Origin of the sequence: Bacillus sp. FJAT-27986 (assembly GCF_001685035.1) — a bacterium.
In the GTDB taxonomy this organism is placed as follows: domain Bacteria; phylum Bacillota; class Bacilli; order Bacillales; family Pradoshiaceae; genus Pradoshia.
This window is the reverse complement of sequence record NZ_MAYV01000018.1, coordinates 46,034-70,690: the sequence shown is the minus strand read 5'-3', so window position 1 is coordinate 70,690 and position 24,657 is coordinate 46,034. Positions and strand designations below refer to the sequence as shown.

21 protein-coding genes are annotated in these 24,657 nt (G+C 40.0%); 17 read left to right on the top strand and 4 right to left on the bottom strand.

The window, feature by feature from the left end; translation table 11 throughout:
• Positions 1-21: 21 nt before the first annotated feature.
• A complete protein-coding gene (sspI, locus tag A8L44_RS16130; protein ID WP_066108794.1) occupies positions 22-231 on the bottom strand; it encodes a small acid-soluble spore protein SspI in 210 nt (69 codons plus the stop codon).
• 128 nt (positions 232-359) lie between these two features.
• Between sspI and A8L44_RS16125 the strand changes: the two genes are divergently transcribed.
• The 3 genes from A8L44_RS16125 (at position 360) to pheT (ending at position 4,946) form a co-directional block, all read left to right on the top strand.
• On the top strand, positions 360-1,091 hold the full coding sequence (locus A8L44_RS16125; RefSeq protein WP_175354319.1) for a TrmH family RNA methyltransferase: 732 nt from the start codon (positions 360-362) through the stop codon (positions 1,089-1,091).
• A 381-nt stretch (positions 1,092-1,472) separates the two neighbouring features.
• Positions 1,473-2,510 (top strand): phenylalanine--tRNA ligase subunit alpha, encoded by a 1,038-nt coding sequence (gene pheS / locus A8L44_RS16120; protein WP_066108785.1) that lies wholly within the window; start codon positions 1,473-1,475, stop codon positions 2,508-2,510.
• A gap of 21 nt (positions 2,511-2,531) precedes the next feature.
• Positions 2,532-4,946 carry a phenylalanine--tRNA ligase subunit beta gene (gene pheT, locus A8L44_RS16115; protein WP_066108783.1) on the top strand — a complete coding sequence of 805 codons (2,415 nt, stop codon included), beginning with the start codon at positions 2,532-2,534 and terminating at the stop codon, positions 4,944-4,946.
• A gap of 362 nt (positions 4,947-5,308) precedes the next feature.
• On the opposite strand, the gene A8L44_RS16110 is transcribed toward pheT, so the two are convergent.
• Positions 5,309-5,929, bottom strand: coding sequence for a DUF1269 domain-containing protein (locus tag A8L44_RS16110; protein ID WP_066108777.1), 621 nt, complete (start codon positions 5,927-5,929; stop codon positions 5,309-5,311).
• Positions 5,930-6,320: 391 nt separating this feature from the next.
• Positions 6,321-7,280: a ribonuclease HIII gene (gene rnhC / locus A8L44_RS16105; protein WP_066108774.1), complete on the bottom strand. Its 960-nt coding sequence runs from the start codon at positions 7,278-7,280 to the stop codon at positions 6,321-6,323.
• 154 nt (positions 7,281-7,434) lie between these two features.
• On the opposite strand from rnhC, the gene zapA reads away from it, so the two are divergent.
• From zapA to uvrC, 11 genes are all read left to right on the top strand, one after another.
• Positions 7,435-7,704: a cell division protein ZapA gene (zapA, locus tag A8L44_RS16100; protein WP_373925507.1), complete on the top strand. Its 270-nt coding sequence runs from the start codon at positions 7,435-7,437 to the stop codon at positions 7,702-7,704.
• Positions 7,705-7,711: 7 nt separating this feature from the next.
• A complete protein-coding gene (locus A8L44_RS16095) occupies positions 7,712-8,254 on the top strand; it encodes a CvpA family protein (RefSeq protein WP_066108772.1) in 543 nt (180 codons plus the stop codon).
• A 108-nt stretch (positions 8,255-8,362) separates the two neighbouring features.
• Positions 8,363-10,078 (top strand): DNA polymerase/3'-5' exonuclease PolX, encoded by a 1,716-nt coding sequence (gene polX / locus A8L44_RS16090; protein ID WP_066108769.1) that lies wholly within the window; start codon positions 8,363-8,365, stop codon positions 10,076-10,078.
• 27 nt (positions 10,079-10,105) lie between these two features.
• Positions 10,106-12,463: an endonuclease MutS2 gene (locus A8L44_RS16085; RefSeq protein WP_066108767.1), complete on the top strand. Its 2,358-nt coding sequence runs from the start codon at positions 10,106-10,108 to the stop codon at positions 12,461-12,463.
• Between the two features lie 361 nt (positions 12,464-12,824).
• Positions 12,825-14,528: a long-chain-fatty-acid--CoA ligase gene (locus tag A8L44_RS16080; RefSeq protein ID WP_066108762.1), complete on the top strand. Its 1,704-nt coding sequence runs from the start codon at positions 12,825-12,827 to the stop codon at positions 14,526-14,528.
• A 130-nt stretch (positions 14,529-14,658) separates the two neighbouring features.
• Positions 14,659-15,240, top strand: coding sequence for a TetR/AcrR family transcriptional regulator (locus A8L44_RS16075; RefSeq protein WP_066108759.1), 582 nt, complete (start codon positions 14,659-14,661; stop codon positions 15,238-15,240).
• A gap of 36 nt (positions 15,241-15,276) precedes the next feature.
• Positions 15,277-16,050: an enoyl-CoA hydratase gene (locus tag A8L44_RS16070; protein ID WP_066108757.1), complete on the top strand. Its 774-nt coding sequence runs from the start codon at positions 15,277-15,279 to the stop codon at positions 16,048-16,050.
• A 126-nt stretch (positions 16,051-16,176) separates the two neighbouring features.
• Positions 16,177-16,950: an electron transfer flavoprotein subunit beta/FixA family protein gene (locus A8L44_RS16065; protein WP_066108751.1), complete on the top strand. Its 774-nt coding sequence runs from the start codon at positions 16,177-16,179 to the stop codon at positions 16,948-16,950.
• Between the two features lie 67 nt (positions 16,951-17,017).
• On the top strand, positions 17,018-17,995 hold the full coding sequence (locus tag A8L44_RS16060) for an electron transfer flavoprotein subunit alpha/FixB family protein (protein ID WP_066108748.1): 978 nt from the start codon (positions 17,018-17,020) through the stop codon (positions 17,993-17,995).
• 182 nt (positions 17,996-18,177) lie between these two features.
• Entirely contained in the window at positions 18,178-18,492 is a 315-nt protein-coding gene (gene trxA / locus A8L44_RS16055) for a thioredoxin (RefSeq protein WP_066108745.1), read from the top strand.
• Positions 18,493-18,621: 129 nt separating this feature from the next.
• A complete protein-coding gene (gene uvrC, locus A8L44_RS16050) occupies positions 18,622-20,409 on the top strand; it encodes an excinuclease ABC subunit UvrC (protein WP_066108740.1) in 1,788 nt (595 codons plus the stop codon).
• Between the two features lie 114 nt (positions 20,410-20,523).
• Here the strand turns inward: uvrC and A8L44_RS16045 are convergent, their stop codons facing one another.
• Positions 20,524-20,985, bottom strand: a complete 462-nt coding sequence (locus A8L44_RS16045) for a YslB family protein (protein ID WP_066108735.1) — start codon at positions 20,983-20,985, stop codon at positions 20,524-20,526.
• A gap of 406 nt (positions 20,986-21,391) precedes the next feature.
• On the opposite strand from A8L44_RS16045, the gene A8L44_RS16040 reads away from it, so the two are divergent.
• From A8L44_RS16040 to sdhB, 3 genes are read left to right on the top strand one after another with little or no spacing between them, the layout of a single operon-like run.
• Positions 21,392-22,009: a succinate dehydrogenase cytochrome b558 subunit gene (locus A8L44_RS16040; protein ID WP_066108731.1), complete on the top strand. Its 618-nt coding sequence runs from the start codon at positions 21,392-21,394 to the stop codon at positions 22,007-22,009.
• Positions 22,010-22,066: 57 nt separating this feature from the next.
• Positions 22,067-23,827 carry a succinate dehydrogenase flavoprotein subunit gene (gene sdhA / locus A8L44_RS16035; RefSeq protein WP_066108728.1) on the top strand — a complete coding sequence of 587 codons (1,761 nt, stop codon included), beginning with the start codon at positions 22,067-22,069 and terminating at the stop codon, positions 23,825-23,827.
• A gap of 2 nt (positions 23,828-23,829) precedes the next feature.
• Positions 23,830-24,591, top strand: a complete 762-nt coding sequence (sdhB, locus tag A8L44_RS16030; protein ID WP_066108725.1) for a succinate dehydrogenase iron-sulfur subunit — start codon at positions 23,830-23,832, stop codon at positions 24,589-24,591.
• The last annotated feature ends 66 nt before the right edge of the window (positions 24,592-24,657 follow it).

The following is a 24,657-nucleotide window of genomic DNA, read 5'->3' as shown; positions in this document are numbered from 1 at the left end:
AACTCCGTCATCGTTCTTTTGTTATTTGCTGAGTGCACTTTCTAATAGATGGAGCATCTCGTCCTTCTCGCTTTCAGAGGCTTTTTGCCAAATAAGCTCAAATAATACACCAAGGCCCGGCAGCATTTTTTCTTCACCGCTTTGAATGGCATCTACAATAGTGGCTTCAAGTTCATCCTGGGTATTGCCTGTTACATTATGGATAATGGCATTTCTAAGATTTAAATTCATGGATATTCCCTCCAATTTTGGTCTCATACTTAGTTTTGCTTTTCTTTCCTTTTTCTATGTATTAAATTTGGGATATAATGAAAGAACGTTTGATAAGAAGGTGACTTATATTGAAATATATTGAATCAATGCAAAATGCACGTGTAAAGCAATGGAAGAAACTTTTGACAAAGAAGGACAGGGATAAAAGCGGTCTTTTCATAGTGGAAGGTTTTCATTTAGTAGAGGAAGCTCTTATGCATGGATTAGTGGAAGAACTGATTGTAAAGGAAGGTACTGATTTACCTTTAAAGTGGGAGCTAGAAGGCATTGATTTGTTTACTGTACATAAAGACATTTTTAAAGCAATCGCGGATACTGACACACCACAGGGAGTTGCAGCGGCTTGCAGAAAGCCAACTTTCCCTGAGTTAGGAGCGGACATTTCAACTGTATTATTAATTGATCGTGTGCAGGATCCAGGGAATATCGGAACAATGATACGTACAGCAGATGCAGCGGGCTTTGATGCCGTTATACTAGGGGACGGGTGCGCAGATGCATACAGTCCAAAGGTAGTTCGCTCTACACAGGGCAGCCTGTTTCATATCCCAACTTTTAAAGGAAGCCTAGAAACTTGGGTGGATAAATTACAACAATCAGGTATGAAAGTTTATGGGACTGCCTTGCAGGGAGCAAAGCCATATAAGGAGATAAGTAAAGCAGAACGGTTCGCTATACTTGTCGGCAATGAAGGCAGCGGCGTCAGCAAAGAACTGCTAGAACAAACAGATCAAAATGTGTATATTCCTATATACGGAAAAAGTGAATCATTAAATGTGGCAGTAGCTGCCGGCATTTTGATGTATGGCCTTAAATAAAGAGGAAATGAACGTTTGAAACTCGGGGCAATTTAGATTATAATGAGTAAATAAAATTGGATGATGAAAAGCATAGATGGGGACTAAGTAGCTGTTTGACCGCCTTACAGGAAAAAAACGCCTGAGACTGAGAGCGTTTTTATGGAAAAAGGCAAACAAGTGAATTCACCCCCGGAGCTGCAACCGGGACCACAGACAAAACGTTTGTGTAAAGGTTAGCCGGCAGAAATGTCGTTATTGAATGAAGCGAGCGAGCCTATAATGAATAGGACGCTAACAAGGGTGGTACCGCGATGATAACCTCGTCCCTTTTTGGGGACGGGGTTTTTTGTTGTTTTCATTTATTGGTTTTCATCAAAAATCACATAGGAGGATTTAATTATGCAAGAGAAATTACAAGCATTGCAGCAGGAAGCCTTGGAAAAAGTACAGATTGCTGTTGACCTCAAAGGCTTGAATGATGTCCGTGTTGCGTACCTTGGCAAAAAAGGACCGATCACCGAGGTATTGAGAGGAATGGGCAGTCTTTCAGCAGAAGAACGTCCAAAGGTAGGGGCACTTGCCAATGAAGTAAGAGGTGCGATTGCATCTGCAATTGAAGAAAAGCAGCACGCATTAGAGGAAGAAGCTGTTAATCAAAAATTGGCAAAGGAAAAAATTGACGTCACTCTTCCTGGAGCTCCTGTTAATAAAGGGAACCACCATCCTTTAACAAAAATTACGGAACAATTAGAAGACCTATTCCTTGGAATGGGCTACACAGTGGCTGAAGGTCCGGAAGTGGAACAGGATTACTATAATTTCGAAGCATTGAATCTCCCTAAGAGCCATCCTGCCCGTGATATGCAGGATTCCTTCTACATTACTGAGGAAATCTTAATGCGTACCCATACATCCCCTGTACAAGCTCGTACAATGGAAAAGCATGAAGGGAAGGGACCGGTTAAAATTATCTGTCCTGGTAAGGTGTATCGCCGTGATAATGACGATGCCACACACTCTCACCAATTTATGCAAATTGAAGGTCTTGTAGTGGATGAGAACATTACAATGGCTGACTTAAATGGAACTCTTGAAGTATTTGCGAAAAAATTCTTTGGTGAAGATCGTGAAATTCGCCTTCGTCCAAGCTTTTTCCCATTCACAGAGCCTTCAGTTGAAATGGATATTTCCTGTAAAATTTGCGGTGGAAAAGGCTGTTCAGTTTGTAAACAAACAGGTTGGATCGAAATTCTGGGCGGAGGTATGGTTCACCCGAATGTACTTGAAATGGCAGGATTTGATTCCAAGAAGTACACTGGATTTGCATTTGGTATGGGTGTTGAAAGGATTGCCATGCTGAAATACGGTGTTGACGATATCCGTCATTTCTATACAAATGATGTACGTTTCGGAAGCCAGTTTCATCGTCACGAGTAAGAATTAGAGGGAGGAAATAAGATGTTTGTATCATATAGATGGTTACAGGATTATGTTGATTTAGATGGAATCAATGCTAATGAGTTGGCAGAAAAAATTACAAGAAGCGGAATCGAAGTAGAAGGTGTAGAATCTCCTGCTGAGGTGATTCAAAACGTGGTAATCGGACATGTACTTGAAAAAGTACAGCATCCGAATGCTGATAAATTAAGTGTTTGTAAAGTGGATATCGGTGAAGAAGAACCGGTTCAAATCGTGTGCGGTGCGCCGAATGTGGCAGCAGGACAAAAAGTTCCTGTCGCAAAAGTAGGAGCTGTTTTACCGGGGAATTTCAAAATTAAAAAGAGCAAGCTTCGCGGAGAAGCATCCCACGGCATGATCTGTTCCCTGCAGGAATTGGGAATCGAAGCGAAAGTAGTGGCAAAAGAGTTCAGTACAGGTATTTTTGTATTCCCTGAAGATGTTGTTCCTGGCACAAATGCGCTTGAACAACTGGGGCTCGATGACCATATTCTTGAGCTTGGATTGACACCAAACCGTTCTGATTGCCTAAGTATGCTTGGTGTAGCTTATGAAGTAGCAGCTATTTTGGGTAAAGAAGTTAAAGTACCAGAAGTAACTGTAAAATCAGGCTCTGAGAAAGCAGAAGACTATGTAAGCGTAAAAGTGGACGCACCTGAGCAAAATCCTCTTTATATCGCGAAAATCATTAAAGATGTAAAAGTCGGTCCATCTCCATTATGGCTGCAAAGCCGATTAATGAAGAGCGGAATCCGCCCGCATAATAATGTGGTCGATATTACGAATTTCATTTTGCTTGAATATGGTCAGCCATTGCATGCGTTCGATTATGATCGTTTACAATCTAAAGAAATTGTCGTTCGTATGGCGCATGAAGGTGAAAAACTGACTACATTGGATGAAGCTGAACGTACGCTTAGCGGTGATCATTTGGTAATTACAAATGGCAAAGAAGCTATTGCACTTGCTGGTGTTATGGGAGGAGCCAACTCTGAGGTTGTTGATGGAACAACAACTGTATTACTGGAAGCAGCCTATTTTGCAGGCGGTCCTGTTCGCAAAGCTTCCAAAGATTTTGGTCTTCGTTCAGAAGCAAGCGCACGCTTTGAAAAAGGTGTGGATCCAAACCGCGTTCGTGCTGCCGGAGAACGTGCAGCAGAATTAATCGCAGAGCTTGCAGGCGGTACAGTGCTTGAAGGTCAAGCAGAATTTAATGAGATGAAGATTGAAGAAGCCGTAATCAGTATTGGTCTTGGAAAAATCAATAAAGTATTGGGTACGTCATTATCTGTTAACGAAGTGAAGGATATTTTAACGCGCCTTCAATTTGAAGTGAAAGTGGATGGAGAAGACTTTGTAATTACGGTACCGACACGCCGTGGAGATATTACCATTCCAGAAGATATTATTGAAGAAGTAGCAAGACTTTACGGATACGATAATATTCCAAAAACATTGCCGGTTGGTGCTTCTAAGCCAGGTGTACTAACTCCATACCAAATGAAGCGTCGAGTTGTACGTCGTTATCTAGAAGAAGCCGGTTTAATGCAAAACATCACATATTCTCTAACATCTGCTGAAAAAGCAACCATGTATACATTAGAGCAACGTGAAAGCATTCGTTTGGCGATGCCGATGAGTGAAGAAAGAAGCACTCTTCGTATGAGCCTGATTCCTGGCTTGCTGGATGTGTTAAAGCATAATGTAGCTCGCCAAAATGAAAATATGGCTGTTTATGAAACAGGCGCTATTTTCCTTAAAACTTCTGATACAGAGCTTCCAGAAGAAAAAGAGCATCTTGCAGGTGCTGTAACGGGTCTATGGAACACAAACCTATGGCAGGGAGAGAAGAAGAAAGTAGATTTCTTCGTTGTAAAAGGAATCCTTGAAGGGTTATTCCGCAAACTTGGATTAGAAAACCGCATGGAGTGGAAACAAGCGATCGTTGAAGGAATGCATCCAGGACGCACAGCTGAATTGTTCTTAGATGGAGAATTAATTGGTTTCGTAGGTCAAGTTCATCCGAAAGTTGAAAAGAAAGAAGACTTAAAAGAAACCTATGTATTTGAATTGTCTCTAGTAGACCTTTTACATGTAGATCAAGAACCAATTCAATATACAGCTATTCCAAGATTCCCTTCTATTACACGTGATATTGCATTGGTTGTGGACTCTGAAGCAGTAGCGGGAGAAATCAGCACGATTATCAAAGAAGCTGGCGGCAAACTATTAAAAGAAGTTCACTTATTCGACTTATACGAAGGAGAAAAAATGGAAGAAGGCAAAAAATCATTAGCATTCTCCCTAAAATACTTCGACCCTGAAAAAACACTAACAGACGAAGAAGTAACAAAAGCCCACAGCAAAGTCCTAATGGCAGTAGAAGAAAAAGCTGGGGCACAGCTGAGAGGCTAGAAAAGCTGAAGGGCCTTGCTCAGGAGCGAGGAGCATAAGACAAAGGCACGAAGGGGATGGTTTCCCCCGTAGTGGCTTTGCTTATGTCCTGAGCTCCTAGGCCCTGAAGCTAGATCTGGTGAAAAGCTGAAACGACTAAAAAGGAACAAAGTCTAAGAACGCCACATCGTGTGGCAATGTCTTCATCCAACATCCTGTTGGCCTTTGCAGCCACTTATAATTGAATGAGGGAGTGGTGGAAGCCATCTCCCTTAATTAAAGATTATATCTGTATAATTTTAATGCAAAAAAGATTGCTATAATATAAGCAATCTTTTTTTTATGTATGAATTAACTTGTTAATGTATGATGACTGTGTTGGTTTATGATAATTTCTCTTTAATCTGTTTGAATTCTTCTCTTAATTTCGTACTATATTCGTCGATTTTTTCTCGTCTTTCTTTTGAGCGCTGTTCTTTCATTCTGGCTTTTGCTTCGTGTTCTAATTCCTTTTGTATCTTACGCGCATGGTCTAGTTCTTCCTGAATAACGCTGGCACGGTATCTAACGATTACTGTATTAAATTGATTAATGATCTCATTATAGGATGTTTCTGTTTCTTCTTGTATAACAGCTATAAGGGCTATATCTCCGTCTTTCATTCTTGTAGAAACCGTATAAAGCATACCGTCCTCTTCCTTGGCATCATTCATATCTAATAAGGAACCGAAGCCGGCACCTATCCCCATTCCTAAAAGGATACCTATCGGACCGCCAAGTAACCCGAGAGCTCCTCCAATAAGTCCGCCTAATAAAGTGTCATCACTTGTTTGACTGCCAGTGTTGAAGCTATCCTTTGTGATAATCTCCCCATCAACTTTTTTTAGTAAAACTACTTGTGAGAGGACGAAATCTTTCTGGGATGTATGAGTTCTTTTTAGCTCAGATAAAGCCTGATATGCTTCGCTTTCAACCTTGAAAAAACTTAACACAACATTTTCCATTCTCGTTTTACCTCATCTCTTTGAAAAAATTCCGATTATTTTATTCCCCTCAGAAAATGCGGTAAACTGGTAAGTTTTTCATTGCATTTAAACATCATTTTAATTGGCTGAGGATAGCGGCTGGATTTAGGGGTAGTTTGGCTGGATTCCAATCAAACTCGGCTGGATTATTACCAAGATTGGCTGAATTCCTTCTAAGTTCGGCCGGATTTTGAATAAAGTCGGCTTGATTCCCGTAAATACAACCTACGAGGCCCTGTTAAATGGAGAATCTTGTTGAAAACAACTTTACTCCATAATAAAAACACTCAGACCAGATGTGATCTCCCCAATTGTTAGACCGTGTGTCTAACAATTGGGGTGCAGATCAGCTCCCAAGCTGAGTGCTTGATTATAATCCAATTCGTTTTACGAGCTTGCGTGCCTTTTCTGTATTGGCGAAGTGAAGCTTGGCAAAGGCGTTTAATTTACTTTCTCCTTTGTTAGCGATAAAGACAGCGGCAGCTTCATCCACTTTTGAACTGGCGCCTTTAGGAATCGTCATCCCTGCCTGTTCACTGAGTAGATCCATATGTTTTAAGAAAGCGTAGCGGGCAATAACAGAAGCGGCTGCCACAGCTGTGGATATACTTTCAGCTTTTGTGCTGAAATACAAGGGAACTTCACGATTTCCGCTCGTGGCGGTATGGCGAAAATAAATATCGGGTTCACAAAATTGGTCTATGAGAATACCATCTGGCTTGGTTCCTTCCAATTTGGCCAGCAAATGATGAATAGCTTGTTCATGCAGCATGGCTTTCATTTTACCCTGGCTCATTCCTTTTTGCTGAACACTATTGTATTTTTCGTTTTTCAGGACAAGCAGACTATACGGGATCATTGCTGTAATCTTTTTGCCAAGAATTAATATTTGCGGATCGCGAATCGTTTTAGAGTCCCGTATGCCCATATTTTCAAGTTCCCGAATATGTTCCTTGCTGACATAGGCTGCCGCAACTGTTATGGGTCCGAAGTAATCGCCCGTTCCCGCTTCATCTGTACCAATGATACTCAACTCATTGATTGTATGAGGAGGACGGTAGATATGGTCTGATACACTTCTTTTTTTAATTGGTGATTTTTTTTGAGGGGCAGCAGCATTGGCTGATCCGCTACTCCATTTTTGAACTTCTGCATCTGAGACGGCTCCCTGGAACAATACTTTTCCAGAATTATAGGCCGTAATCGTCATCCCATTCATTTTCGCTGAGAAAACAGCTCCGGGTGGTGTTTTAGGCAATAAAGAATTCAAGTAATAGGATTTCATTTTAAGAATCGTTTCTTTTGTTACTGTAATAACAGTATTCGCCATTTTTCTACTCTACTCCTCTTTACGCCAAATTTCCGTCCTCTTGTTGATAGGACGGAAATTTGTGTATATGATATTTTACGATTGATAGTAGTTTTTATCTAGGAATACCAAGAAATTGGTTTTCATGTTATGATAGTAGACAGGATTTTTATGATTGGAGGCAACCGCCTTGTCTGATAAAAACAGGATAAACGTTGAGATATATGGACAACAATACACCATTGTAGGCGATGAATCAACTTCTCATTTACGACAAGTTGCCCACTCGGTGGATGATAAAATGCGCGAAATTGGTCAAAAAAACCCGAGTCTGGATACGACTAAATTAGCTGTATTAACTGCAGTTAATACGATGCATGAATACTATAAATTGTTAGAAAAGATAGAAGCCTTGGAAATAGAAATAAATCAACAGAAGAAATGAGGATATTATGGTTACACTATTCATATTAGTAGCTTTACTCATAGGATTTTTAATAGGTTTAAGAAGAGGCTTAATCTTGCAGCTTGTACACTTATTAAGTTTTATTATTGCCTTGATTGTAGCTAAATTATTTTATAAAGACCTCGGTCCTAAGCTTGAAATGTGGGTTCCTTTTCCGTCATCAGCGGATACTGACTCAAGTCTTAATATGCTGTTTAATATTACAGATTTGGATTCTGCTTTTTACAATGCAATTGCATTCTTTATTATTTTTGTTGGCGTAAAAATTGTCCTGCAAATTATTGGGTCCATGCTGGACTTTCTTGCTCAGCTGCCCCTTTTGAAGCAGTTTAATCAATTGGCTGGCGGGGCTTTAGGATTTGTAGAAATGTATTTGGGTATGTTTATTATCCTATTTATTGGTGCTATGCTACCCATTGAGTCACTGCAGGAAATGATACATAACTCATCCTTAGCGAAAACAATCATTATGAACACCCCATTTTTATCTGATTGGGTGACAAATTTGTGGTTCCATCCATTTTCATGACTTCCTCTTCCAATAGGGAAGTCATTCTTTTTTAGTATCCGATTGAGCTTGTATATAATGAAGGATAAAGGTATCTAATAAATGAAATAGGACGGGTAGGTGGCCGGAATGAGCGTAAACAAAAAAGATGTCATTAAACTATTGGAAACAATAGCAATATATATGGAATTAAAGGGAGAAAATCAATTTAAGGTTTCTGCCTTTCGCAAAGCTGCACAGGCACTTGAAGTAGATGAACGCAGCCTGTCGGAGATTGATGATTTCACCAAGCTGAGCGGGATCGGCAAAGGAACGGCAGCTGTCATAAATGAATATATCGAAACGGAATCATCAGAGGTCCTTAAAGAATTGCAGGAGGAAGTGCCGAAGGGGTTAATTCCTCTTCTTCGCTTACAAGGACTCGGTGGGAAAAAGATTGCCAAGCTATATAAAGAGTTAGCTATTACGAATGCGGAAGAGCTGCAGAAAGCGTGTGAAGAAGGGAAAGTCAGTAAACTTGCCGGCTTTGGCAAAAAGTCTGAAGAAAACATACTTGATGCCATCAAAGCAATGGGAACAAAACCGGATCGTCTGCCTCTTGCTGTTATGCTGCCGATTGTGGAAGACATTGAGGCAAAACTGCAGGCAATGGAAGATGTTATTCGCTTTTCAAGAGCTGGCAGTGTAAGGCGCGGACGTGAAACGATAAAAGACCTTGATTTCATCATAGCTACTGACAATCCCTTGAGTGTCAAAGAACAAATCTTAGGGTTAACCAATATTGATCATATCGTTGCAGCCGGTGATACAAAAGTATCTCTTGCTTTAGCCTATGATTATGAAATAGCAGTAGATTTCAGGATGGTAAAGCCAGCTGAGTTTGCAACGGCTTTACACTATTTTACTGGATCTAAGGACCATAATGTCCGTTTACGCCAATTGGCTAAGGATCGCGGTGAAAAGGTTAGTGAATATGGCGTTGAAAATTTAGAAACTGGTGAAGTCAAAACATTTGAGAGCGAAGAAGACCTATATAGCCATTTTGGTCTGCCGTATATTCCACCGGAAATTAGGCAGGATGGTACTGAAATCGATAAATATCAAGCTGATTACGGTTTAATTTCCTTGGAGGATATTAAAGGTGATCTTCATATGCATACAACCTGGAGTGACGGCTCCCATACGTTAAAAGAGATGGTAGAAGCTTGCCGTGCCAAGGGGTATCGCTATATGGCCATAACCGATCATTCTCAATATTTAAAAGTGGCAAACGGACTGACACCTGAAAGAGTTTTAAAACAGAAAGAAGAAATCAGGAAGTTAAATAAGGAATATGATGACATCATGATCCTGTCCGGTATCGAAATGGACATCCTTCCGGATGGTACACTTGATTTTGATGATGAAATTCTAGAACAATTAGATCTTGTTATTGCTTCTATTCACTCCTCTTTCTCACAACCGCAGGAAGTGATTATGGAGCGTTTGAAAACAGCATTGACCAATAAACATGTCGATATTATCGCACATCCAACTGGGCGGGTTATTGGGCGAAGAGACGGTTACGCAGTGGATATGGATTTATTGATTCAGCTTGCAAAAGAAACTGATACGGTATTAGAGTTGAATGCCAATCCAAATCGTCTCGATTTAGCAGCGGAAAATGTTAAAAAAGCTCAGGATGCAGGAGTTAAAATCGTTATTAATACAGATGCTCACAGCATTGATATGCTGGAGAATATGGACGTAGGTGTGTCAAACGCCAAGCGTGGCTGGATCAAGAAAGAGACTGTATTAAACGCCCAAAATGAGGACGATTTTTTGGCTTTCCTCAATAGAGACTAACAGAAAAAGTAAGGAGGATTTTTCTCCATGCAAGACAAAGTATTAAAAACACTCGAGTTTACAAAAATCATTGCACAATTGCAAAAACATGCTTCTTCCAGTCTGGGAAAAAGCCTAAGTGAACAGTTAATGCCCAATACCGATTTGGAAGAGGTTAAACGTACTCAATATGAAACAGACGAGGCTGCAACCGTATATCGCTTAAAGGGCAATGTGCCTCTTGGAGGGATATTTGATATTCGCTCCCATATAAAACGAGCTCGGATTGGTGGTGTTCTCAGTCCTGTTGAATTGATGGAAACATCAAGTACACTGAGAGCAGGACGGACTCTACGCAGATTTTTGGAGAATATGCAGGAAAATGAAATCGAACTTCCTATTCTCTATGAATATAAAGACCAATTAGTGAATCTGAGTGATCTGGAAAAAGACATCAATATGGCAATTGGGGACCATGGTGAGGTTCTGGACTCTGCCAGTGATACGCTCCGGACGTTGCGTCAGCAATTGCGCACGAATGAAGCAAGAGTTAGAGAAAAGCTTGAAAGTATGATTCGTTCAAGCAATGCCGCCAAAATGTTATCAGATACGATTGTGACGATTCGGAATGATCGTTTTGTCATACCTGTAAAGCAGGAATATAGAAATCATTATGGCGGTATTATCCATGATCAATCTGCATCAGGGCAAACCTTGTTTATTGAGCCGCAGTCTATTGTTCAATTGAATAATACATTACAGGATATTCGCGTAAAAGAAAGTAGGGAAGTAGAACGTATACTAACAGCACTTTCCAATGCTGTAGGCGAGTATGCAGATGATATTCTACTGAATGTCTCTATTTTGGCTAAGCTCGATTTTGCCTTTGCAAAAGCAAAATATGCAAAAGCTATTCATGCATCCATGCCGATTATGAATAATCAGGGAATCATTAAGCTTAAGAAGGCAAGACATCCGCTCATTCCAAAAGAAGAGGTTGTTGCCAACGACATCATTCTTGGAGAGACCTATGGGACGATGGTCATTACAGGACCGAATACAGGCGGTAAAACCGTCACATTAAAAACGGTCGGTCTTTGTACATTAATGGCTATGGCAGGTTTGCAGGTACCGGCAATGGATGGATCAGAATTAGCAGTTTTTAAATCTGTATATGCAGATATCGGTGACGAACAATCGATTGAGCAAAGCTTGAGTACATTTTCATCTCATATGGTGAATATAGTGGAAATCCTAGAAACCTTGGACTTTGAATCACTCGTATTATTTGATGAGCTTGGAGCTGGAACAGATCCTCAGGAAGGAGCGGCACTAGCGATTTCAATTCTGGATGAAGCACATTCACGTGGAGCTAAGGTTATTGCTACAACCCATTATCCTGAGCTGAAAGCCTATGGATATAATAAAGAAGGCGTCATGAATGCAAGTGTGGAATTTGATGTAGAAACGCTCAGTCCAACCTATCGACTGCTTATCGGTGTGCCTGGTCGAAGTAATGCGTTCGAAATCTCTACGAAGCTGGGTTTAACTGAACGGATTATTCGCAACGCTCGTGGAATGATTGGAGCCGATTCCAATAAGGTTGAAAACATGATTGCATCTTTGGAAACTTCACGAAAGGAAGCTGAAAAAGACTGGCAGGAAGCGGAAGAATATTTGAGGGATGCTGAAATCCTTCATCAAGATTTACAAAAACAATTAATGGAGTACGAGGATAAAAAAGATACGCTAATCGAAAAAGCCAAGCAGGAAGCAAGGCAACTCGTAGAAAAGGCTCAAAAAGAAGCGGAGGAAATTATCCGTGAGCTGAGACAGATGCGAATCGAAAAGAGTGCTGAAGTCAAAGAGCATGAATTGATAGAGGCGAAGAGAAGGCTTAATGAAGCAAAACCTGAGGAATCCAAAAAAATAAGAAAAGCCGCTGTATCGTCAGCCAAAAGGACGCTTAAGCCTGGCGATGAAGTTAAGGTTCTCACTTGGGGACAAATTGGTCAATTAATAGAAAAGATATCCGATCATGAGTGGAATGTTCAAATGGGAATCATGAAAATGAAAGTGGATGAGAAAGATCTCGAATTTAAGAAAAGTCCAAAGCCAGTCGAGACGAAAACGATCACCAAGATTAAAGGTAAAAATTTTCATGTTAATCTAGAGCTTGATCTCCGTGGTGAGCGTTACGAAAATGCATTGTCTAGAGTGGAGAAATATATTGATGATGCCTTGCTTGCCGGTTATCCGCGTGTTTCCATCATTCATGGGAAAGGAACAGGGGCACTGAGACAAGGAGTCAGAGAGTATTTGAAGAATCATCGTTCAGTCAAATCAATGAGGTTTGGGGAAGCTTCTGAAGGTGGAATTGGCGTGACGATTGTTGAATTGAAATAAGGGAGAACACAGGAGGAGACCATGGAAACACTGGGGAAGATTTTGTTGGTGGTATCTGCTTTATTTATCATTGTCGGGATCATATATATGGCCTTCTACGCGTGAGTGCGTGAGTGAAAGAGTTTAAATGGTGGGGGGTCCCGCTGTTTAGGCTCTTTTTTATATCCTGCCGGCAAGTTAAGTACACATTGAAAGCAAAAAAGTGATTATTGGATATTCAGGACTTCCAAAATCATTCTTTAGGAGTTAAGAACTAGATAATTCAAATAAAGTTAACAGAATATTAGTAAAATATTGTCACATAAAATTCATTATACTATAATTAACTAGGAGAAATAGCTTTTTAAGGGAGGTTTTTACATTGTTAGAAGAAAAACCATGGTTTAAGCATTATCCAGAAGAAATCCCGAAAAGCATCGAGTATGGACATAATTTAATACAGGATTATTTAAAACAGTCTGCTTACAAATACCCAACTAAAAACGCCATTCATTTTATGGGAACATCAATTACGTACAAGAAACTGTATGAGTATGCATTGCAATTTGCCCATTATTTGAAAAAGCTAGGCGTTGAAAAAGGTGACCGAGTAGCTATCATGCTACCAAATTCGCCGCAGGGAGTCATTGGTTATTATGGATCATTGATAGCAGGTGCTATAGTGGTTCAAACGAACCCTCTGTATATGGAAAGAGAAATCGAATACCAAATGCAGGATTCAGGTGCCAAAGTTATCCTGACTTTAGATATTTTGTTCCCCCGTGTCATGAGTGTCATGAAAAAAACAGATTTACAGCATATCATCGTTGCTCCCATCAAAGATTTTTTACCTTTTCCAAAGAACTTAATTTATCCATTTATCCAGAAAAAGCAATATGGCATTGTCGTCAATGTTGAGCATAAAGGCAATCATCATCTCATGTCTGAAATCCTAAAAACATCACCGAAAACCGAGGTCGAGTATGAAGGCAACCCGGAAGAAGATCTTGCCTTACTGCAATATACCGGTGGAACAACTGGTTTTCCTAAGGGAGTTATGCTGACACATAATAACCTGGTAGCCAATACAAAAATGTGTGATGCCTGGCTCTATAAATATAAAGAAGCAGAAGAAAAAGTCCTCGCAATATTGCCTTTTTTCCATGTCTATGGGATGACTACCGTTCTTATCCTTTCTATCATGAAGGGCCATGAGATGATTATATTGCCAAAGTTTGATGCCGTTACGACCTTGAAGACTATACAGAAACAGAAGCCAACTCTATTTCCAGGAGCTCCTACCATGTATATTGGCTTATTAAATCATCCGGATATTTCGAAGTATGATTTATCATCCATTGATGCCTGTATAAGTGGTTCAGCAGCACTCCCAGTGGAAGTTCAGGAGAAATTTGAAAAACTCACTGGAGGTAAATTGGTTGAGGGCTACGGTTTGACAGAAACATCACCCGTAACTCATGCTAATCTTTTATGGAGTGACAAGCGTGTGAAGGGAAGTATTGGTTTACCATGGCCAAGTACGGAAGCAGCAATTCTATCCTCTGAAACCTTAGAGCCGTTACCTCCAGGTGAGGTCGGTGAACTGGCAATAAAGGGCCCCCAAGTTATGAGGGGATATTGGAATCGTCCAGAGGAAACAGAAAACGCTTTCTCTGGTGAATGGTTATTAACGGGAGATATGGGCTATATGGATGAAGAAGGATACTTCTACATCGTGGATCGTAAAAAAGATATCATTATTGCAGGCGGGTTCAATATTTATCCGAGGGAAATTGAAGAGGTATTATATGAGCATGAGGCTGTTCAGGAAGCCGTGGTGGCGGGTGTGCCTGATCCATATCGCGGAGAAACCGTTAAAGCGTATGTAGTATTGAAAGATCAAGCAAAAGTGACCGAGCAGGAATTAAATGAATTTTGCCGTAAGCATTTGGCTGCCTTTAAAGTACCTCGTCTATATGAATTCCGCGATGAGCTTCCGAAAACCGCGATTGGTAAAATTCTACGACGTGTATTGGTTGATGAAGAGAAACAAAAACAACAAACAATTGATAAAAGAGAGGCTTAATCGATTCTGAAGAAAGCTCTTCGCAAAACCATTTGATTGAAAAGGGATTTAGCTTGACTTTATTATTTTTCCCCTCTAATATGAAATTATGAATGACTATTCATTCATTTTTAGAGGAGGAAGAATGATAATGAAAAAAGACCGCCCAAAATACAAACAGATTATTGATGCAGCCGTGATTGTTATTGCAGAAAACGGCTACCATCAAGCACAAGTCTCCAAGATAGCAAAGCAGGCGGGTGTAGCGGATGGTACGATTTACTTGTATTTCAAAAATAAAGAAGATATTTTGATTTCCATGTTCCAGGATAAACTGGGAAGTTTCATATCCAGTATTGAAGAAGAGATGGAACGGGTATCCAGTGCAACTGAAAAAATGCTGGTGCTGGTGCGCAAGCATTTTGAGATTCTTTCTGAGGATAAGCATTTGGCTATCGTTACACAGTTGGAATTACGGCAATCCAATAAAGAGATACGTTATAAAATTAATGATGTTCTTAAAGGATATTTAAAGCTTGTTGATTCCATTTTAGTTACAGGAATTGAACAAGGGGAATTCCAAGATAAACTTGATGTTCGTCTGGCTCGTCATATGGTATTTGGTACGCTGGATGAAATCGTTACGACTTGGGTGATGAACGAGCAAAAATATGATCTTAATAAGCAAGCTGAACCAGTTCACCATTTAATAATCAAAGGATTGGGTGCTTGAATGAGATAACCATGATACAAAAAAGGGGTAATACAAATGAAGACATTACGTGTATATGAGGAGAATCAGGTGGCCTATGTCTCTATAAATAGGCCACCAGCTAACGCACTGGCTTCTGATCTTCTTGAAGATTTATCCGCCATGTTTGATTCGATTGAAGAAAACGAGGATGTGCGGGTTGTTGTCCTATATGGAGAGGGGAAATTTTTCTCAGCTGGTGCAGATATTAAAGAATTCACGACAGTTACATCCGAAGGAGATTTTTCTGCTCTTTCTAAAAGAGGACAGGATTTATTTGAAAGGATTGAACGGTTCAAAAAACCGGTCATAGCGGCCATTCACGGCGCTGCATTGGGAGGCGGACTTGAGCTCGCTATGTCTTGCCATCTGCGATACGTAACTGAAAGGGCTAAGCTTGGATTGCCAGAGCTGCAGCTGGGCCTTATTCCCGGTTTTGCTGGTACTCAAAGGCTCACTCGTTTTGTGGGAGCATCCAAAGCTGCAGAGATGATGTTCACATCTGAACCTATTTCTGGTTTGGAGGCTGTTGAAGCAGGACTTGCAAATAAATCCTTCAAGGATGAAGAGTTAATGGATGCCGTAAAAGAGATTGCCGGTAAAATTGCAGGAAAAAGTCCAATTGCACTAGAGAAAGCCATCCACCTTATTAACTACTCTAAGCATGAACAATATTACAAAGGAGTAGATGAGGAAGCTATCCAATTTGGCAAAATCTTTGTCACTGAAGATGCTAAAGAGGGGATTCATGCATTTTTAGAAAAACGTTTGCCGATTTTTAAAGGAAAATAGGCGGTCAATAGCGAATCATTTTGTGAGTAACCTCTTCTCTTTGAGTGGGAGCTTCAGAGAGTAGGAGTTATATATATTTAGTTTTCTCAATCTTCAAAATTAATACGAACTATAGGAGGGCAATACATGAATATCTATGTTTTGCTAAAAAGGACATTTGATACAGAGGAGAAAATTTCATTATCAAACGGCCGTATTCAAGAAGATGGCGCTGAGTTTATCATTAACCCGTACGATGAGTATGCAGTGGAGGAAGCTATCCAGGTGCGTGATGCACAGGGCGGCGAAGTGACTGTTGTGACAGTCGGCGGAGAAGATGCAGAGAAAGAGCTAAGAACTGCACTTGCAATGGGAGCTGATAAGGCAGTTCTTATAAATATTGAAGATGATGTGGAAGATGGAGACCAATATACAACTTCTAAAATATTAGCTGAGTATTTAAAAGAACAAGAGGTTGATTTGATTATTGGAGGGAATGTGGCAATTGATGGAGGTTCCGGTCAGGTAGGACCGCGTGTAGCCGGTTTACTTGATATCCCTTATGTAACTACTGTTACTAAACTTGAAATTAACGGCGAAAATGTAACCGTTACCAGAGATGTTGAAGGGGATTCTGAGATTATTGAAACTTCTCTGCCTTTATTAATTACAGCTCAACAAGGTTTGAACGAGCCGCGTTATCCATCCTTACCAGGGATTATGAAAGCGAAGAAAAAACCGCTTGAGGAATTGGAACTGGATGACCTTGATCTTGAAGAAGATGATGTAGAAGCTAAAACAAAGAGTATTGAAATTTATCTGCCTCCTAAGAAAGATGCCGGTAAAGTTTTACAAGGGGAAATTCCTGACCAAGTAAAGGAACTGGTTAATCTGCTTCGTACTGAAGCAAAGGTAATTTAATTTAAATAAACGGTGATAGTGATAGATAGCAACGAACACAAAGGGAAAAATAACGGGAGGTAAAATTATGTCTAGAAAGATTTTAGTTTTAGGTGAAACAAGAGAGTCTTCTCTTCGTAATGTATCCTTTGAAGCAATCGCTGCAGCTAAGACAGTTGCTGAGGGCGGAGAAGTTGTAGGCGTTATACTTGGAGAGTCTGTTACAGAGATTGGGATGGAATTAATTCATTATGGAGCCGACCGTGTTATCGCTGTTGAGAATGAACAGCTAAAACAGTATTCATCAGACGGTTATACTCAGGCCTTGTTAGCTGTGATTGATCAAGAATCTCCTGACGGACTTATTTTCGGCCATACTTCATTGGGAAAAGACCTGGCGCCGCGTGTTGCTGGTAAATTAAGTTCCGGACTAATTTCAGATGCGATTGGTGTAGAAGAGGCAGGCGGAAATATCGTCTTCACACGTCCAATCTACTCCGGTAAAGCATTTGAAAAGAGAATTGTAACAGATGGACTAGTATTTGCTACTATTCGACCAAATAATATTGATCCGCTTGAGCATGATTCTTCCCGTACGGGGGATGTTTCAACTATATCTGTAGATATCAAGGATTTACGTACCGTTATTAAGGAAGTATTACGTAAAGCAACTGAGGGAGTTGACCTGTCAGAAGCTAAAGTAATTGTTGCCGGTGGACGGGGAGTAAAAAGCGAAGAAGGCTTTGAACCACTAAAAGAATTGGCCAATGTTCTTGGTGGTGCTGTTGGAGCATCTCGCGGAGCATGTGACGCCGAATACTGTGATTATTCTCTGCAAATTGGCCAAACAGGTAAGGTTGTGACACCGGATCTGTATATTGCTTGTGGAATTTCCGGAGCAATCCAGCATTTAGCCGGTATGTCTAACTCCAAAGTAATTGTAGCAATCAACAAAGACCCAGAGGCTAATATTTTTAAAGTAGCTGATTACGGTATTGTTGGCGATTTATTTGATGTAGTTCCTTTATTAACAGAAGAGTTCAAAAATCTTCTTGTGAAATCTTAAGTTCATATTTTGGGTAAACAGGGTGGCAAAAGCCATCCTGTTTTTCAACATAAAGGTAAAATTAGTACAAACCCATTTCTTTGAAATTCAGGATAATTAAGCAGGACAGTAGCCATCCTATATAGAACAGTGGTATACTCCACTTATAGTTTACTTAATGTATGCTTTAGGAGGTAAAATTCATGGCAATTTCTAATGTAACGGATCAAACATTCGTAACTGAAACAGGCGAAGGCTTGGTTTTAGCTGATTTTTGGGCACCTTGGTGTGGACCTTGTAAAATGATCGCACCTGTATTGGAAGAAATCGATGCAGAGTTAGATGGTAAAGTTAAAATCGTTAAACTTGATGTAGATGAGAATCAAGAAACAGCTGTTAAATTCGGTGTCATGAGCATTCCTACACTTGTTCTTTTTAAAGATGGAGAAGTAGTAGATAAAGTGATCGGATTCCAACCAAAAGAAGCACTTGTTAATTTGATTTCCAAGCATTCTTAAGGTTTAACGTAAAAAAGACTTCGGACGACCGGAGTCTTTTTTCTTTTGGAAAGTATTAAAACCTCCTTTAATTGTAAAATCCGTTTATAATATATAGAAACTTAAACTTTAAGTAGAGGGGGGACCCTTTTGAATCAACATATAAAAGATAAGCTTAGCTTGTTACCCGATCAGCCGGGATGTTATCTAATGAAGGACCGACAAAATGTTGTTATATATGTGGGAAAAGCCAAAGTTTTAAAAAATAGGGTACGTTCTTATTTTACTGGTTCTCATGATGGGAAAACCCAGCGCCTTGTATCGGAGATTGAGGATTTTGAGTATATCGTAACCTCTTCTAATATGGAGGCACTCATATTAGAAATGAATCTAATAAAAAAATATGATCCAAAATACAATATCATGCTGAAGGATGATAAAAGCTTTCCGTTTATCAAGATCACTTCGGAAAGGCATCCTCGATTAATCATTACAAGAAACGTAAAAAAAGATAAAGGTAAGTACTTTGGGCCCTATCCCAATGTATATGCAGCCAATGAAACTAAAAAGCTGTTAGACCGGCTGTATCCGCTCAGGAAGTGCACAACCTTACCGGCTAAAGCATGTTTGTATTATCATATTGGACAATGCCTTGCACCATGTGAAAAGACGGTCAGGGAAGATGAATATAAACAAATTACAGATGAAATAACAAAGTTTTTAAATGGCGGTTTTAAGGATATCAAGAAAGATTTACAGGATAACATGTATAAAGCATCAGAAGAATTGGACTTTGAACGGGCCAAGGAATTAAGGGACCAAATCGCTCATATTGAAGCAACAATGGAAAAACAAAAAATTGTATTCAGCGATTTAACGGACCGGGATATATTTGGATATGCAGTTGATAAAGGTTGGATGTGTGTCCAAGTCTTTTTTGTTCGGCAAGGAAAGCTGATTGAGAGAGATGTCTCGTTATTCCCTTTATATGATGATCCTGCTGATGAGCTATTGACCTTCTTGGGGCAATTTTATTCTAAGCCAAATCATTTTAAACCACATGAAGTACTCCTCACTGATGATATAGATATAGAATTGGCTGAAGGACTTCTTGACGTGAAAGTGGCACAGCCTAAACGTGGACCAAAGAAAGACCTGGTGAAACTTGCTGTTAAAAATGCAAAAATCGCCTTACAGGAGAAGTTTTCTTTAATCGAAAGAGACGAAGAACGGACGATAAAAGCAATTGAAAACTTAGGAGAAATCATGGGGATTCATACACCGCATCGAATCGAGGCTTTCGATAACTCGAATATTCAGGGTGTTGATCCTGTCTCTGCTATGGTTGTATTTATTGATGGGAAACCTGAACGGAAGGAATACCGGAAATATAAAATTAAAACCGTAATCGGCCCGAATGACTACGATTCCATGAGAGAAGTCGTCAGAAGGAGATATGCCCGCGTACTTCGAGAGAATCTCCCTTGGCCGGATTTAATCATAGTTGATGGAGGCAAAGGACATATTGAGGCAGTTCGCGAAGTAATCGAGGATGAATACGGAATGGAGATTCCTGTAGCGGGATTGGCTAAGGATGATAAACATAAGACCTCCGTATTGCTATACGGAAACCCTTTAGAAATAATTCCATTGGGCAGAACCAGCCAAGAGTTTTACCTCTTGCAGCGTATACAGGATGAGGTTCACCGATTTGCAATTACCTTCCATCGACAAATTAGAGGAAAATCAAGCTTCCAATCTGTCCTGGATGGAGTTCCTGGTATAGGAGAGAAAAGAAAGAAAGTACTGCTTAAGCATTTTGGCTCGATTAAAAAGATGAAAGAAGCCACATCAGAGGAATTTATAAAATTGGGAATCCCTGAAGCAAGCACCAAGGCTTTATTGGATAAACTAAATGAAGAACAAAAAAATGACTAACCAGTAAACCTGCACCTTTAATTTTATGGTGCAGGTTTTTTATTGAAGGTAAACAGATATCATAGAGAAAAAGGGCAATTCATATATGGAATTACCCTTTTTAATCAATTTACATTAAATGGTATCTTTATTGTCGGTTTTCACCGTGAAGTATACTTTATTTGCCCGTTTTTTTTGTTCCTCATAGCTTTCAGAAACTACTTTTCTCTGATGTTCTGTTTGGTAGGCAAGAAAACCTGCTTCTAATTGGAAATGGGTATTTTCGTTGATTGAAAATCTGCGGTTAATTAATTCACCTGTAAGCTCCCACTTTAATTCATCTTTTGTTTCCTTTACCAGCGTAAGGTCGCCCCAACCGGCGTCATGAAAAAACGTGATGGTTTCTTCTGTACTAGATAATGGAAATCTTCTTCCGAGTTGCTTTCCAGCCCAATAAAGGATTTGAGGGCCTTCCTTTCCTAATAAATCTTCCAAAAGGAATTCTCTTATTATTTCATACCCAAATGCAGGTATTAACGGCTCATTTTCAGTGACAGGTGCCATTTCTACTGACTCTAACTTATCTTCTTTTGTCATAGTTTCCCCTCTTTCCTTACATTATTATAGCTATATATATGGGAGTGGATGCAAGGGTAAAGTTGTATTTTCTATTAAGTATTTTCCAGGTAATATATAGAAATAGAAAAATATCAGTTATTTACAAATTATCGGTAGAAATAGGAAATCTCTGTATCCGTTTTCTTGACGCATTTTGGTTGAAAGGAGTACAATAAAACCGTCACATAATTGTAAGAATATGTGGAATTATTTTTGTTTTTATACTATTCATCTATTAATTTTGCAGAAAAATGTTTTTGGCATCTTAGATGGGTGGTGGGTTAGATGATTGCAGCTATGTTGAAGACCTGCTTGCAATTATTTAAGGCATAGTCCTTATCCAAGGCTATACTTTTATTTTTTCATTTTCAGAGGGAGGGTAACTATGGAGAGTCGTCGCGAGTTTAATTTACGTAGGTTACATTCGTTGTTAGGGGTATTACCAATCGGGCTTTTTTTGATTGAGCATTTAATGGTCAATTATTTTGCGACAAGAGGGCCTGAAGCATTCAACAAAGCAGCTGAATTTATGCATGATTTACCTTTTAGGCTTTTAATGGAGATTGTTGTCATCTATTTGCCAATCCTTTTCCATGCTGTATTAGGTCTTCATATTGCATTTACGGCGAAATATTCAGTGGGAAGTTACAGCTATTTCCGTAACTGGATGTTTGCTTTACAAAGAATCACAGGTATCGTGACTGTAGTTTTTATCGTTTGGCATGTATGGCAAACGAGGGTGCAGGTCGCATTGGGTGATACAGCAAATGCGGATATGATGGTTGAAATTTTTTCTAATCCATTTATGATTGCTTTCTATATGGTAGGTGTACTTTCAGCAATATTTCACTTTGCAAACGGGTTATGGTCATTTGCTTTAAGATGGGGACTTATCGTAACACCAAAATCCCAAAGAATATTTACATATATAACTCTTGGAGTTTTTGTATTTTTAGCTTTTATATCCATTCGCACGCTGCTGGCGTTTATCAACATGGCTTAAACAATTGCAATAGCTTAGCAGGTGAGTCTGCTAGTTTAATAAGGAGAGGGTCGGTTTATGAGTAAAGGTAATATAATCGTAGTCGGCGGCGGTCTTGCTGGTTTAATGGCTACCATCAAAATCGCTGAAGTAGGACATAAAGTAGAACTTTTTTCAGTCGTACCCGTTAAAAGATCCCATTCTGTTTGCGCCCAAGGGGGAATTAATGGAGCGGTAAATACAAAGGGTGAAGGTGATTCTCCTTGGGAGCACTTTGATGATACCGTGTATGGCGGTGACTTTCTGGCTAACCAGCCGCAGGTAAAAGCAATGTGTGATGCGGCTCCTTCGATCATTCATATGTTTGACCGTATGGGCGTTATGTTTAACCGTACGCCTGAGGGATTGCTCGACTTCAGACGTTTCGGCGGTACACAGTATCATAGAACAGCATTTGCAGGCGCAACTACTGGCCAGCAATTGCTCTATGCATTGGATGAACAGGTTCGTCGTTATGAAGTGGCGGGTCTTGTTCAGAAATATGAGGGTTGGGAATTCCTTGGAGCGGTGCTGGATGATGAACAGATATGCCGCGGAATTGTAGCACAAAATTTAACCTCTATGGAAATTAAATCTTTCCGTGCGGATGCAGTTATTATGGCAACCGGAGGACCTGGAATTATTTTTGGTAAATCTACGAATTCCATCATTAACACTGGTTCAGCAGCTGCGATTGTATATCAGCAGGGTGCTACCTATGCAAATGGTGAATTTATTCAAATACATCCAACGGCAATCCCTGGGGATGATAAACTTCGATTAATGAGTGAGTCTGCGCGTGGAGAAGGCGGACGTATTTGGACTTATAAAGATGGAAAGCCTTGGTACTTCCTTGAAGAGAAATACCCTGCTTATGGAAATCTAGTTCCTCGTGATATCGCAACACGTGAAATTTTTGATGTGTGCGTGAATCAAAAGCTGGGAATCAACGGTGAGAACATGGTCTACTTGGATCTTTCTCATAAAGATCCTAAAGAGCTTGATATTAAATTGGGCGGTATTATTGAAATCTATGAAAAATTCACTGGTGAAGATCCGCGCAAATTGCCTATGAAAATCTTCCCGGCTGTTCACTATTCCATGGGTGGACTATGGATTGATAACGACCAAATGACTAAAATACCTGGATTATTTGCTGCCGGTGAATGTGATTTTTCACAGCATGGAGCTAACCGTTTAGGAGCGAACTCCCTGCTATCCGCCATTTATGGAGGAAGTGTTGCAGGACCAAATGCGGTACGCTATGTAAATGGACTTGCTAGAAACGCTGATTCCCTACCGGATTCTTTATACGAACAGCATGAGAAGGCTGAAATGGAAAAATGGAATCGCATTATGTCCATGAATGGAACAGAAAATGCTTATTCCATCCATAAAGAATTGGGTGAATGGATGACCGATAATGTAACAGTAGTTCGTTATAATGATAAGCTTCAAAAAACAGATGAAAAGATTCAGGAGCTGCTTGAAAGATGGGAAAACATTAATATTAACGATACGGCAAAATGGAGCAACCAGGGAGCATCATTCACACGTCAGCTATACAATATGCTTCAACTGGCACGCGTTATCACATTGGGTGCCCTGCAGCGTGACGAAAGCCGTGGTGCTCACTACAAACCGGATTTCCCAGAACGAAATGATGAAGAGTTCATGAAAACGACAATGGCTGACTTTGTTGATGGAAAATCTGCACCAAATATTTATTATGAAGAGATTGATGTCTCACTTATTAAGCCGCGTAAACGTGACTACTCTAAGAGCAAGGGGGCAAATTAATTATGGCTACAGAAAGTAAAGTACTGTTTAAGATCCAACGCCAGGATAACCCGAACTCTGAGCCTTATTTTGAAGAATTTGAGTTGTCCTATCGACCAAATATGAATGTCATCTCTGCACTAATGGAAATACGTCGTAACCCGGTTACAAAGGAAGGCAAGAAAACAAGCCCGGTTACGTGGGATATGAACTGTCTGGAAGAAGTTTGCGGTGCCTGTTCCATGGTCATTAATGGAAAGCCACGTCAATCCTGTACGGCATTAGTGGATCAATATGAACAGCCAATCGTGCTGGAACCAATGCGTACTTTCCCGGTTATCCGTGACCTTCAGGTAGACCGTAGCAGAATGTTCGATTCACTTAAAAAAGTTAAAGCCTGGATTCCTATCGATGGTACGTACGATTTAGGTCCGGGACCTCGTATGGCTGAGAAAAAACGCCAGTGGGCATATGAATTATCTAAATGTATGACTTGCGGTGTTTGCCTGGAGGCCTGCCCGAATGTAAATGATAAGTCCAATTTTATCGGACCTGCTCCTGTGTCACAGGTTCGTCTATTTAACGCTCATCCAACAGGTGAAATGCAAAAAGCAGAACGTCTGAATGCGTTAATGGGTGACGGAGGAATTCAGGATTGTGGTAACTCCCAAAACTGTGTTCAAGTTTGTCCGAAAGGTATTCCTTTGACAACCTCGATTGCTGCATTAAATCGGGACACGAATGTCCAGGCTTTCAAAAATTTCTTTGGAAGTGACAAAATCTAAGTCTTTTCATTTTGATAGTCTTAGATGGATGTGAATAAATGTAATATAGTAAGAAAGGCCGTCTGT